Origin of the sequence: Paenibacillus hebaui (genome assembly GCF_051934385.1) — a bacterium.
In the GTDB taxonomy this organism is placed as follows: Bacteria; Bacillota; Bacilli; order Paenibacillales; family Paenibacillaceae; genus Paenibacillus.
This window is the reverse complement of sequence record NZ_CP196836.1, coordinates 979,407-992,201: the sequence shown is the minus strand read 5'-3', so window position 1 is coordinate 992,201 and position 12,795 is coordinate 979,407. Positions and strand designations below refer to the sequence as shown.

The window sequence follows — 12,795 nt, the reverse complement described above, 5'->3', positions numbered from 1 at the left end:
TTTGAACAACCTCTAATACATTAAATTTTAATTGCTCACAATTAATTTAAATATAACTCATACATGTGAGGGTTACAGTGGACTTTGATAACAAATTATTATAATTTGCAATCGTAATTTCTTGCTTTTCGACGGAATCATGGTATCTTATTGTCATGAGATGGTTGATTTTTGACCTCATATCCTACATTACCCGCAGGCATTACATCTTAATATGTACAACTTGCTAACTTTTAACGGACGAAATCCTGAATCAGATTAGCTATGGAGGTTTCACCCAATGATTAAAGAATATCTGCATATTAATAAAATTTTGGACCTGGATAAATGGAAGCGCCTACAAGATTCTCTTGCAACAGTTACCAAACTCGCGATCCTCACCGTTGACTATAAAGGCATTCCCGTAACCAGTCACAGCAGCTGTCAGGCCTTCTGCCAGAATGTACGCAAAGACCCCGAGTTGCTCCCCTACTGCCAAAAATGTGATTCGCGCGGCGGTCTGGAGGCAGTTCGGTTGAATGAACCTTATGTGTATCTATGCCATTTCAATATTATTGATATCGCGATTCCGATCACGATCGATGGCAAATATATCGGTGCCGTGATGGCAGGACAAGTGAAACTCGCTGATCCAGAGAAGGGAAGCGACCTGGAACAGATTGTCACGTCCAAGAACGTGCCCATGCATGCAGCGAAGCTTGAGGAATTAAAGGACGATTATGCCCAGCTGCCTGTGATGTCCTATGAAGAGATTGTGAAAATCTCCAACATGTTATCCCTGCTCTGCAACTACATTGTGGAGGAAGCGCTCAACAAAAATCTGCTGGTCGAGATGTTCGAGAAAGCCTCGGGAAATCAGGAGGCGCCCAACCTCTCCACCATTCTGCCCGGTTATTCCATTCGCAATATCGAGTCAATCAAAAAAGAGATGACCAACGCCATCGCGGATGCGTATCTCAAAAACAGTCCAAGCGATATGGAAAGCGCAAGTCCGGTGCTCCAGCCTGCTTTTGAATACATTCACAGTCACAAGAGTGAGCAGGTTTCGCTCAAACAAATGGCCGAACTATGCCACCTAAGTCCAAGTTATTTCAGCAGATTGTTTGCCAAGGAAACGGGTGAGAACTTCACTACCTACCTGGCACGTCTCAAAATCAAGTGGGCCAAGCAATTGCTGGAGGTCACCGACATGCCCGTATCACAGATCAGTGATGAACTGGGGTTTAATGAATCGGGATATTTTATCAAAATATTCAAAAAGTTCGAGGAGATTACGCCCGCCCTCTATCGTAAATACTTCCAGGAAAAGATTCACTGATATCTTTTTCGTATCACAGATGGGACTAAAAGATATTTTACCTATTAATCTGCCATTGCTACAATGGAGTCCAGATTACTTAGGGAGGCGACATCGATGGAGTATCGCAAATTAGGAAACAGTGGATTAACCGTCAGTGAAATTTCACTGGGCAACTGGATTACGCACGGAGCGCAAGTGGATGATGGAATAGCAGAAGCTTGTGTGCGGGCCGCTTTGGACGCAAGTATTACTACATTTGATACGGCAGACGTATACTCGAATACCAAAGCAGAAACCGTATTGGGACAGGCTCTTAAGGATATACGAAGAGAGAGCATTGAACTGTGCACCAAAGTCTGTCACCCCACCGGATCAGGTCACAATGACCGCGGGCTTTCCCGCAAACATATCATGGAAGCCTGCAATGGTTCATTACAACGGTTACAGACCGAATATATCGATGTCTATTACGCTCACCGTTATGATTATAATACTCCCCTGGAAGAGACGTTTCTGGCATTTGCCGATCTCGTTCGTCAGGGCAAAGTACACTATATTGGCATAAGTGAATGGAACGCGGATCAGATTGCACGAGGAGCCGCATTGGCAAGGGAACTTCACGTCCCCTTGATTGCAAGCCAGCCCCAGTATTCGATGTTATGGCGTGTTATTGAGCAAGAAGTCGTGCCCGCAAGCAATCAAGTAGGTCTGGGACAGATTACATGGTCTCCTCTTGCTCAGGGCATACTATCAGGCAAATATACACCTAACGAAGCGTTGCCCATCGGATCACGTGCAGCTGCCGAGGCAGGAGCACCCTTTTTCAACAAACTGGCTGGTCAGTGGTTACGCGAAGAGGTTCTTACCGCTGTGCAACAGCTTGTACCATTGGCCAAAGAGGTGGGTCTAACCCTCCCTCAACTCGCCGTTGCCTGGGTTCTCCAGCATCCATATGTCAGTTCCGTCATTATCGGTGCATCCCGGCCGGAGCAAGTATTGGAAAATGTAAAAGCCTCCGGTGTGAAACTGGATCAGGAGATCATGTCTCGCATCGACAAAATACTAAACCAGTGGATTGAACGAGATCCAGGCAAGACGGGATAGTTTCTTTTTTTTACTACACACAGCTTACTAAGTTGAACTAATCACTTACACGTTAACGAAGAGGACAGAAAAAACCTGAAAAAGTGGAGCTAAAAGCTTTCTGCAAGAAAGCTACTTCGAAAGCATACGCTATCCCCAGATTTTCCCCTTGAGAAAAGGATATCGAAAAAATCTGGTGATAACAGCGATTGGAAGGTTACTCCCCTTCAACACATTCATCTACAATGTTCATAAAACGGGAGACCACTTCCTGATTCATATCCGTCCGCCATGCCGTGTACAACGGTACGGAGGGCGGTTTTTCTTGTAATGGAAGAAACACAATACCCTTCCGCTGGAATACATCCACCGAGGAGGGAACAATAGAAATGCCCATGCCCGCTGCAACGAGATTCACAATCGTATACATCTGGATCGCTTCCTGCGTAATTCGAGGGTCTACGCCATGTGCTCTACAGTAGTCCAGAACCAGTCGATGAAATGGAGATCCCAGATGTCGTGGAAATAAAATAAAATCTTCATCTGCCAGTTCTCGAATCGACACCTGGGTCTGAGAAGCCTTCGGGTGATGATCTGGCAACACGGCAATCAATGTTTCCATCTGACAGGCCCGGAACGAGACATGCCGAGTATCTTCCTGATACCGCAGAAATCCAATATGGATCTGTCCGTCTTCCAGTGCCTGTAATTGTTGGGACGAGGTCATCTCACGTAATGTCAGTTCAATCTGTGGGTACGCAGCACGAAATTTCCTCAGCACATCCACCATAATACTCCCCGAAGCTGAATCCACAAAGGCTACGGTTACATGCCCGATGATACCTTGATCTGCCTTTTGCGTAAGCTGGATAGAACGATCGAGTTGGGCCATGATGAGTCTGGCCTGTTCCAGAAACACAGCACCTGCCGGCGTGAGACGAACCATTTTTTTCGTGCGTTCCAACAGCTTCACGCCAAGCTCCTCCTCCAGATTCTGAATCTGCTGGCTCAGCGGGGGTTGCGTCATATTTAATTTCTCCGCTGCACGGTGGAAATGAAGCTCTTCCGCCACGGTGATAAAGTATCTTAACTTTCGGATATCCATAAGCCTATTGCGCATCCTTCCGTCTGCCCTATTATTTCATCTGTTCCTGAACCCAGATTGCGGACTCAGCCAGCATCGTCATTAATTCATTAAAATCTACGGCAATCTCCCGCAGAGGAATTTCCCCTGCATCGTGAATCAACATCAGTACCTTGCCCGAGGTCTGATCCAGTATAGCCATGCTTCCTTCGCCAAATCCACCAATCGGGAAAGGCTGTAGATCAGCTGGCAGCTCGTATTCCTTCTCAACTTCACGGTACACTTCCAGAAACTCGGGATAGGCCCAGTCCAATTCTTTCACCGAATATAAGGCAGGATCTCCGAAGTTACATGCACCGAATTCGAGCAAAAGTGCGCGATACGCTGTGGGCAGTTTCACGTTATGCTTTCGCTCAAAATCCTCAATGCTCTGTTGTGTTTCAGGAGTACATCCTTCTCCCATTGTTGTATCATAAGCTTTCACCATAAGATCACGAATCGGTTCCAATTCTATTGATTCCACTTGAACTCCCCCTATAAATACGTGTTCAAAAAGATCGGTTTTCAGTACCGAGAAGATGGGATGAAGCTAGAAATGGAGTAGCGGAGCGTAGGGAAAACTACGTGAGCAACTACAATGTTTCCGAAGGAAACAACCTTCGCAAGCATCTACTTATTTCGGCTGAATTCCATATTCGATGCTGATGATGCCACTAGGCATCCTTCGTAATCAAAAGCGTACTTTTTGAACTCCCCCTTTAAGGTACCTTTCGTCACTTGTCTATCTTTCCTTGCAAAAAACGGCTGAATCAGGGCTTTCGCCACTGATCAGCCGCTGTATACTCAATAGTCCTGCTTAAAGCGCAACACCTGTTACCTTCTATTCCAGAATGCCTGTCTTTGCTCTACCCAACAAGCGAGTCGGGCATTGAAATCAACTTGTTATCTCACCTGTTTACGCAACTCTTGATCCAGCCATTCCAGCGCTGACCGGAGCTTATTCTGGGGAACCTGCTCATAACGATCGCCCGTAGAAAATTCAAAGGCGCAGCTGTTCCCACTCGTCTTGTTCAGATATGAAGTAATTCCTATGCCATGCTGCTGAGCCATTTGCACAAGAATCGGTTCAACTTCGTCAGAAGCGAGCGCAATATGCACATGGAACATATTCGATACCGGTACCTCGGGCAATGTATGTATCCCGTGACACGCATTCAATAGGGAGGCCAGCTTTTGAGCCTGTTCGTAATAACACTCCATTTTGCCAACCCGTTCATTGAAATAATACTGGGAACTCAGAATATACGGATACAGGCCAATCAGATCGCCGCCGTACCGCCGCTTCCATACTTTCGATTCCTGCATCACATCCGGATCTCCAGCCAATATCGCCCCCGCAATGCCCCCAATGCCTTTGTAAAAGGACACATACACCGTATCAAACAGACTGCAAATCTCGGCTGATGTCTTCTGGTAATATGGAGTGATCTCAAACAGACGTGCTCCGTCCAGATGCAGCTTAATCCCGCGTTCACGACAATAGGCCGATATCGCTTCCAGCTCTTCATACGCTGGCAATTGCCCGCCAATCTCGCGTTGCGGCAGTTCCAACAGCAGGCAGGCAATGTCCTGGTCGAGCGCTTGTACATCTTCCAATCGAATTAATCGGTCCTTGTCCACGAGCAAAATCGATTCAATCTGATGCAGCTCTTTCAATCCGTCTTCCTCATGGATTTCCAGATGACACAGAGGGTGGTAAGCCACTCGCTTTACTGCTTTGCGGTCACACCAGATACGTAATGCAATTTGCTGCGCCATCGTTCCACTTGGGAAAAACACAGCCGATTCCTTGCCCAGAACGTCAGCCATCTGCTGTTGAAACTGGTCAATGATTTGCCCGTTGCCGTAATGATCGCTATCCTGTTCCCCGTCTGTATGCTCCAGCACTTCCTGAAGCACTTTGACTTTACGGCTGCCATGACCACCTACGATGTACACGGCCTGACGAAAGGCTTCCGATAATGTTAACGGAGTATCCTTCAAGATCACTCACTCCTTATAGTGCGTGTTCAAAAAGACCGGTTTTCAGTACCGAGAAGATGGGATGAAGCTAGAAATGGAGTAGCGGAGCGTAGGGAAAACTACGTTAGCAACTACAATGTTTCCGAAGGAAACAACCTTCGCAAGCATCTACTTATTTCGGCTGAATACCATATCGATGCTGATGATGCCACTAGGCATCCTTCGTAATCAAAAGTGGACTTTTTGAACAACCTCTTATAGTTCTGGTTCTGTAATGATCTGCACCAAGGCGCTCAGCGCACTAGATATATGTTCACCACGGGAATACACAAATCCTACTTCCAAGAGGCAATAGGGATCAGGCAAAGACATCACCGTAACCTCGCCTCTTAACTCTGCTTTGGCAACCGAAGAACGCGGCAGCAATGATACTCCGAGCCCAGCAGATACACCATGCAAGATCGTGTCCAGTGTTCCATATTCTATGACGCTCAGCGTGTCGATACCCTGATCTTTCAGAAAGAATTCCGCCTGAACCCGATGTGTGCAGCCTATCTCAAAAAACAACATCGGTTTGGACAATAACGCGTTTAATTCATGCACTCCAGGTTCAGCGATCAGCACTAATTCCTCGTCGTACATCTTCATATAGTTCAGCTCAGGATGATCGATCGGGCCATAAATTAAGGCTCCATGCAATTCATGTTGAATGACCTTCTGATTCAGCTCATGGGTTCCACCTGTGACAAGCGAATACTGTACCTCAGGGTAGCATGAACCGTATTCAGCCAGTAACGGCGTCAGGAAACTGGATGCTGCTGTCTCAATGGCACCCAGACGAAGCATTCCTGCCGGTGGGTTACCCTCTTGCGTGGCCTGCTCTGCTTCATATAATAATTGCAATATTCTGTCCGCATACCCAAGCAGATTTTCACCCGCCGGTGTAAGCGACATGCCTCGATTGGAACGGCGAAACAGCGGCACCTGCAGCTGAGTTTCCAACTGTTTGATCCTTGTTGTCACATTCGACTGCACATAATTGAGTGCAAGCGCAGCTTTACTGATACTGCCCTCGCGGGCCACCGCCTGAAATATTTTCAAATCACCTGCATCCATGCCCTGATCACCTGCTTATCGTTATATCGTCACTCTGCATCATCCGATTCATGCAAAATGCTTATCTATTATTTTAAATGATACTGACATTCATTTTTGTTCATTTTACGTGAATCTGCTCCATCTGTACAATGAGGCTCAGTAGTGAAGTCTGGCTACACAGACAGGAGGAGTATTGAACATGAAAGCTATTGTCCATTCAGGCCAGAGCGGCCTTGCAGGTCTTCAATATACAACATCAAATGCCCACTCACCCGAATACGGTGAAGTACAGATCCAACTAAAATCCGCCGGAATCAACCATCGTGATCTGTTCATTATGGCAGGACGCACCATTCAGGATACTGTGCTCATTCCGGGTTCCGATGGGGCTGGTATCATCGTAGAGATCGGCGAAGGCGTAAGAGGATTCACAGTAGGTGATGAAGTCATTATCCATCCAACGCTCGGTTGGGAAAACGCATCTGATGTGCCAATCGTACCCGATATCGTCGGTGGTCCTACGCATGGAACGTTGGCGCAATATATAACACTTCCCGCTATCAATGCCCTGCCTAAACCATCCTATCTATCCTGGGAAGAAGCAGGCGTGTTGTCGCTTTCGGCTTTGACAGCCTATCGCGCCTTATTCACCCGTGGCGAACTTCAAGCTGGGGAACATATCCTCATCCCCGGCATTGGCGGCGGAGTAGCGACCTATGCCCTGCTCATGGCTGTAGCCGCTGGTGCGCAGGTGACCGTGACCTCCAGAAGTGAAGCCAAACGAAGTGAGGCTCTGCGCTTGGGCGCTACCCGTACACTGGATAGTCATGCCGATTGGAGTTTGCAGAATGATTTGGAACCTGTGGACATCATCTTGGATAGCATCGGACAAGCCATGTTCCCGAAATATTTTGATATCATTAGACCAGGTGGACGCATCGTGATGTACGGTGCAAGCTCGGGAGATGATCTGACTGTTCCGATCCGCTCCATCTTTTTCCCGCAAGTTAGCCTGATTGGCACCTCCATGGGCAGCCGTGAAGAGTTTGTCCAGATGCTGCAATGGGTGGAGCAACATGACATACATCCTGTAATTGATGGTGTTTATCCGTTGCAGGACACAACAAAAGCGTTCGAACGCATGGAAAAGGGAGAACAGTTTGGCAATCTGGCTATAATTATGAAGTAACATCTGTTTTAAGATGGACCTTCATGAATTGGTGAAAATTGATTTTACAATAATGGGGTGAATGCATCTGACCCGTCTCGCTAAACGAACCGCAATTATTCTTGTCGCTATTATGCTTATGGGCCAAATTCCTATGTTGAAAGAAAGCTTTGCCCGAGGGGTAACAACGTTATATGTGAACATAAAGTACCCCGAAAGCTCCTTTCAATTCAAGGATTTCATCTATGAATCTCATTTCGGGAGCTATTTCATTTCTTATACTGATCAAGACGGAAAACTCATTAGTCTAGTGCTTGAACCGAAATTTTTGCCGATTATCGTTACATATGATCCATTGGACCAGCCTATGACAGACTAGTTTGTTCACGCTATGAATCATTCAGGAGGTATGGATATGTCCAATCATTTGCATTTAATCGAATTGGTTCGTAAGCTCATGAATGCCGAGGGAACCGAAGCGGAACTGGATGACATACTAACGGAGCTACAGCAGCAGGTGCCCCACGCAGAGATCAGTAATCTGATTTTCTGGGATGATCGAGACCTGACACCCGAACAGATTGTAGAAGAAGCGTTGGCTGCACGTCCGATCAATCTTCCGCCCCCGTCCTAAGGTCACATCTTACTCTCTTTTCATATAACAATTATCACAAATCCAACGCCAAACCTCGCCATCTTCCAATATTTCGTTATAATGTAAACAAGACATCAGGATATTGGAGGCGAATTATGGAAACGGAAGCTTTACGCAACGTCGAAAAACTGGCGATGAAGAAACACAAAATTTACAAGCAAAGCTTAATCAGGTATCTTGCACGATCCATGCTCGCCAGTATGTTCATCGGGTTTGGCGTCATCGTGGCGTTTAAGACGGGTAATTTCTTTTATATGGAGGATTCCCCCTTTACATACCCCATGGCTGCACTTACGTTCGGTGCGGCGATTATTCTGATCGCTTATGGCGGTGGTGATCTGTTTACCGGAAATACGTTCTATTACACGTATGCCGCACTACGCAAAAAGCTCCGCTGGTTCGAGGTAATCAAGCTGTGGATTGCGAGTTATAGCGGAAACCTGATGGGGGCGGCGGTATTTGCCCTGTTAATCTATCTGACGGGATTGTTCGACTCGTCTCAGGTGAACGGTTTTCTGTTAAGCGTGGTGGAGCACAAGATGGAAGTTCCGACCATGCAGCTCTTTTTCCGGGGAATCCTGTGTAACTGGCTCGTATGTATGGCGTTCTTTGTGCCCATGTTCATGAAAGAGAATGGGGCCAAAATGTTCGCCATGATGCTTTTTGTCTTCTGCTTCTTCATTTCGGGCTATGAGCACAGCATCGCCAATATGTGTACGTTCGCGATTGCGCTCGTGTTGAACCATCCGGGGACCATCTCGTTTGATGGGGTTATTCACAATCTGGTTCCAGTAACGCTGGGTAATCTGGTCGGTGGCGTGCTGCTGATGGGCTTTATGTATTATGCAGTGAACAAACCATTTCTGGATGAAGAGACGCATTAATCTTTGGCAAAAAAAGATCTCCTCCCGGCCCGGTCAACTGACCGTGGCCATCTGGTAAGGAGAACCTCAAGCAGCCCGGCAGCCTTCTTATCCTGTGTGATGAAGGCTGCCGGGCTGCTTCTCTGCCAGACGGGCTTAGTAGTAATCCCGCCACGGGGTATATTCAATATCGTTGTCGCCACGCGTGACCACGATCATGTTCTGGATTTGGCCCGTCTCCTTGTTTGTCCGGTAGATCATCGTACGGGTCTCCCCTTCCTCCGGAACGGAGAACAGAAACTTGTCCGCAACGAGGGACGAACCGATCCCTGTCGCATGCTCTGTAAAGGCAGAGCCCGTCTTGCTTGTGAGCAGCAGACCGATGCCGTAGGCTGTAGCCGTTTGTGCCACTTTGCCAAAGAGATGCTCGCCTTGACTGGTCGTATGCGTTTGCTCCGAATACTTATACTTTTCCGTATCCTTGCTATAGTCCACCACATTGCCCTGCTTGTCCAGACTGATGCTGGTCGTTTCGCCCTTCTCGCTTTTCACCTGATACATACCCACGATGGAATCCTCGGTAATTTTCACCGTCTTGCCCGTGTTCGGGTCCGTCTGGTAGATTACATCTTCATACTGAAGCCGAATGATGTTCATGCTGGCCTGAATCTGCTGCGCCAGTTCTTCGTCACCCATCTCCTTGGCTTTCTTCAGCATTTCCTCATAGTTTTGGTATTTCTCGGCGTCCTTCTCATTCCATTCATCCATGTTCTCCGGTGGGCCTGACGTTTTGTTTAGACCTTCGCCTTTATTTTTACTCATGCTTGATAGTGCCTGTGCTGCGGTCAGCGCCGTCATAAGGGCCTTGTTCACCGCATCTTCATCCGTCGTGCGGAAACGCTCAGCGATCTTCTTCATTTCCGATTGAATAGACAGAACCCGTTCCAGAACGGACTTCATCGTGCCTTGTGCCGTTGAATAATCGTTATAAAAACGCTCCCGCTCCATCCCGTCCCAGTTGCTGCGCATGAAACTCATCTTACTGTCCAGTGTGGACATGAATCCTGATAATTGCTGATGCGCCTGTGCAAACTGTCCGCTGACCGTCTCCAGTTGTTCCGGTGTCACCTTGATCTGTGTCATCCTGCACGCTCCTCTACGTGGTCATTTATATCTCATGGTCAACCGATCATATCACTCAGCCTGCTCCTGTTTGATCTCCAGATGCAACAGCGGAAACGGATTACCGGAACCATCCAATTCGGACCGCCCCGTGTGTTCAAATCCCATCTTCTCATAAAATCGGGCTGCCCCACTATTCTGCTCGTTGACATCCACCTTGAGGTGACGACCTTTGATTTTGAAGGTATGATCTATTAAAAGTCGACCCAGACCCTGTCCGTGTTGGCTCGGATCTACAAACAACATCTCGATAAAGTTATCATCCAAACCGATAAAACCGACGGGTTCCTGATCAGCATTCAACGCTACCCAAACTTCAACTTGCCTATGCTGCAACACATCGCTCACCACTTTTTTATAGAACTGAATGTGATGCTCCTCCAGAAAAGTATGAGTTGCCCGGACAGCTCTCTCCCAGATTTCGTCCAGCTTGCTGTGATCCTGTTCCCGATATGAAACGATTACCATGTCCAACGTATTCTCCTTTTCTAGTAAAAGGTTATGTAAAAATCCGATCCTGAGATCGGATTTGTTCAATACATCAAATTTTAAATAACTCTACGTGTATTTTACCATGTCCACCATTCAATCTGTACCCATAATTTCCAATCTTGAGTCAACTTTCTACCGCCATTTTCGAATTCCAGCGGAACGTTGCTGCCGATTGGGAAGGCAATGAGTATCGAAACGAATTCCCATTCCCATTCATGACTACGTTAAAGGAAACCTCTTCCTCTCCCGTGTTAGCTGCAATGAGCACCATCGTTCCATCCGGATTGCGGAAGGCTACGTTCTCGATCTTGCCCTGTTCTTGCGTGGAATCAATCCTTACGGCTCCTGGACGTACATAACGGCTGATGTGCCCCAGCGCATAATACTCTACATTTCTAGTGATTTCACCGCTCTTCGGGTCAACCGTCACTACACCACGGCAGTTCTCACATCCACCATTCGTTGGGCCACCTTGTGGATCAAGTGCGATGTTCCAGAGCAATATATTCTTCGCCCAGTTGCGCGGAGCACCAATCATGAGGTTGGACATCTGCCAGCTTAGATTCTCTCCAAAATCGGGACTCCACTCCCCACCGCTGCATTCAGTAAAATAGATATTTTTGTTTGGGAAGTGGTCATGCACTTCCGACATGGCAGATGGATCACCTGCATAACAGTGGAAGGCCGATCCATCGATATATGCAGCAGCCCGCTCATCATCAAGCACGTTGCTTGTATATTCGACTGCCTGATCCCAGTTATGGTCATACGTGATGATTCGTGTGTCCAGTCCCGCATCTTTCAACGCCGGACCAAGATAATCCCGGATAAACTTGGCTTGCTCTTTGGCTCCCATACTCATACTCGGATAGTTAGCCGAGGTGAACTCCGGTTCATTTTGCAACGTTATCCCGTAGATGGGAATGCCCTTCGCCTGATAAGCTTCAATATATTTTACAAAATATCGCGCGTACGCTTCATACACCTGGGGATCGTTGTAATCCAGATACCAGCCGCCCGTGGTCTTCTCCCCATATTTCATCCAGGCCGGGGCCGTCCACGGTGTGCCGAGCACTTTAAGATCCGGCTTCAAACGAGCCACCTGCTCCAACATACTGACGACTTCCTGATCTTTATCGATCGAAAAGTGTTCCATGTCATAATCCGTGCCGGACTCGATATCATCATAGGTATAACTTGAAGCTTGACCTGATTCGTCCACCGAATAATCGGAGGCACCAATCGTATGACGCACCATATCCATGTTCAGCCCTTCAGTCGTAAACAGTTCCTTCAGCAGTTGTTCTTGCTGTTCTTGTGGAAGCTGGTTGATCAGATGTGCCGATGAACCCGTCATAGCTGCACCAAACCCATCCATGGTCTGATAGGTCTTCTCTGGGTCAATTCTTATGGTGAACTCCGAAGGAGAAGTGTCAGACTCCTGTGTTGTGGAATCTGAGGAGCTTGTCCCTGCATCGAGATGATCTGTGATTGGAATGGCCTTCTGTGGTGTAAGCAGATTTTGCTGATCTCCCGTAGTTAACCAAACGTCGGCCGCTGCCTGCTTGTCCGCAACGGGTGGCGGAACGGGTTGTTCACTTCGGTTGATGATAAGCCAGATTCCCACGCCGACACAACAAACGGTGATCAACAGAATGATCCATCGTTTGGGATGCTCTCGCCAGCCTATGTTCATCACGCTTCACTCTCCTTCCATTGTGGAAAAAGCCGCGGCCATTGGGCCACGACTAAATTTCCCATATATATGTGATATGTGAATTAGAACAAACTCCATTTCACATCGATGAATTCAATTGGGGAGAACAACTTTTCGTTCTCCCTTATTCC

General features: G+C 47.4%; 12 protein-coding genes. 5 read left to right on the top strand and 7 right to left on the bottom strand.

Features of this window, described 5'->3' with window-relative positions:
• The first annotated feature begins 280 nt into the window (after nucleotides 1-280).
• Both ACR32F_RS04380 and ACR32F_RS04375 read left to right on the top strand, forming a co-directional pair.
• Entirely contained in the window at nucleotides 281-1,318 is a 1,038-nt protein-coding gene (locus ACR32F_RS04380; RefSeq protein WP_440116504.1) for a PocR ligand-binding domain-containing protein, read from the top strand.
• A gap of 96 nt (nucleotides 1,319-1,414) precedes the next feature.
• The gene (locus ACR32F_RS04375) at nucleotides 1,415-2,404 is read left to right on the top strand and encodes an aldo/keto reductase family protein (RefSeq protein WP_440116502.1); all 990 of its coding nucleotides are present in this window, start codon (nucleotides 1,415-1,417) and stop codon (nucleotides 2,402-2,404) included.
• 196 nt (nucleotides 2,405-2,600) lie between these two features.
• Here the strand turns inward: ACR32F_RS04375 and ACR32F_RS04370 are convergent, their stop codons facing one another.
• From ACR32F_RS04370 to ACR32F_RS04355, 4 genes are all read right to left on the bottom strand, one after another.
• On the bottom strand, nucleotides 2,601-3,488 hold the full coding sequence (locus ACR32F_RS04370) for a LysR family transcriptional regulator (RefSeq protein WP_440116500.1): 888 nt from the start codon (nucleotides 3,486-3,488) through the stop codon (nucleotides 2,601-2,603).
• Nucleotides 3,489-3,519: 31 nt separating this feature from the next.
• Complete coding sequence (locus tag ACR32F_RS04365; RefSeq protein WP_440116498.1) at nucleotides 3,520-3,990, bottom strand: SMI1/KNR4 family protein; 471 nt, start codon at nucleotides 3,988-3,990, stop codon at nucleotides 3,520-3,522.
• A gap of 419 nt (nucleotides 3,991-4,409) precedes the next feature.
• Complete coding sequence (locus ACR32F_RS04360; RefSeq protein WP_440116496.1) at nucleotides 4,410-5,510, bottom strand: threonine aldolase family protein; 1,101 nt, start codon at nucleotides 5,508-5,510, stop codon at nucleotides 4,410-4,412.
• A 234-nt stretch (nucleotides 5,511-5,744) separates the two neighbouring features.
• The gene (locus ACR32F_RS04355) at nucleotides 5,745-6,605 is read right to left on the bottom strand and encodes a LysR family transcriptional regulator (RefSeq protein WP_440116494.1); all 861 of its coding nucleotides are present in this window, start codon (nucleotides 6,603-6,605) and stop codon (nucleotides 5,745-5,747) included.
• A gap of 181 nt (nucleotides 6,606-6,786) precedes the next feature.
• Between ACR32F_RS04355 and ACR32F_RS04350 the strand changes: the two genes are divergently transcribed.
• The 3 genes from ACR32F_RS04350 to ACR32F_RS04340 all read left to right on the top strand — a co-directional run bounded on the left by ACR32F_RS04350 (nucleotide 6,787) and on the right by ACR32F_RS04340 (nucleotide 9,294).
• Nucleotides 6,787-7,776, top strand: a complete 990-nt coding sequence (locus ACR32F_RS04350; protein ID WP_440116491.1) for a quinone oxidoreductase family protein — start codon at nucleotides 6,787-6,789, stop codon at nucleotides 7,774-7,776.
• Nucleotides 7,777-8,170: 394 nt separating this feature from the next.
• A complete protein-coding gene (locus ACR32F_RS04345) occupies nucleotides 8,171-8,389 on the top strand; it encodes a bacteriocin immunity protein (RefSeq protein WP_440116489.1) in 219 nt (72 codons plus the stop codon).
• Between the two features lie 116 nt (nucleotides 8,390-8,505).
• Complete coding sequence (locus tag ACR32F_RS04340; protein ID WP_440116487.1) at nucleotides 8,506-9,294, top strand: formate/nitrite transporter family protein; 789 nt, start codon at nucleotides 8,506-8,508, stop codon at nucleotides 9,292-9,294.
• 135 nt (nucleotides 9,295-9,429) lie between these two features.
• On the opposite strand, the gene ACR32F_RS04335 is transcribed toward ACR32F_RS04340, so the two are convergent.
• The 3 genes from ACR32F_RS04335 to ACR32F_RS04325 all read right to left on the bottom strand — a co-directional run bounded on the left by ACR32F_RS04335 (nucleotide 9,430) and on the right by ACR32F_RS04325 (nucleotide 12,643).
• On the bottom strand, nucleotides 9,430-10,416 hold the full coding sequence (locus ACR32F_RS04335; RefSeq protein WP_440116486.1) for a WXG100 family type VII secretion target: 987 nt from the start codon (nucleotides 10,414-10,416) through the stop codon (nucleotides 9,430-9,432).
• Nucleotides 10,417-10,467: 51 nt separating this feature from the next.
• A complete protein-coding gene (locus tag ACR32F_RS04330; RefSeq protein WP_440116484.1) occupies nucleotides 10,468-10,923 on the bottom strand; it encodes an acetyltransferase in 456 nt (151 codons plus the stop codon).
• Between the two features lie 148 nt (nucleotides 10,924-11,071).
• Nucleotides 11,072-12,643 (bottom strand): glycoside hydrolase family 30 protein, encoded by a 1,572-nt coding sequence (locus ACR32F_RS04325; RefSeq protein ID WP_440119681.1) that lies wholly within the window; start codon nucleotides 12,641-12,643, stop codon nucleotides 11,072-11,074.
• Nucleotides 12,644-12,795: the final 152 nt, after the last annotated feature.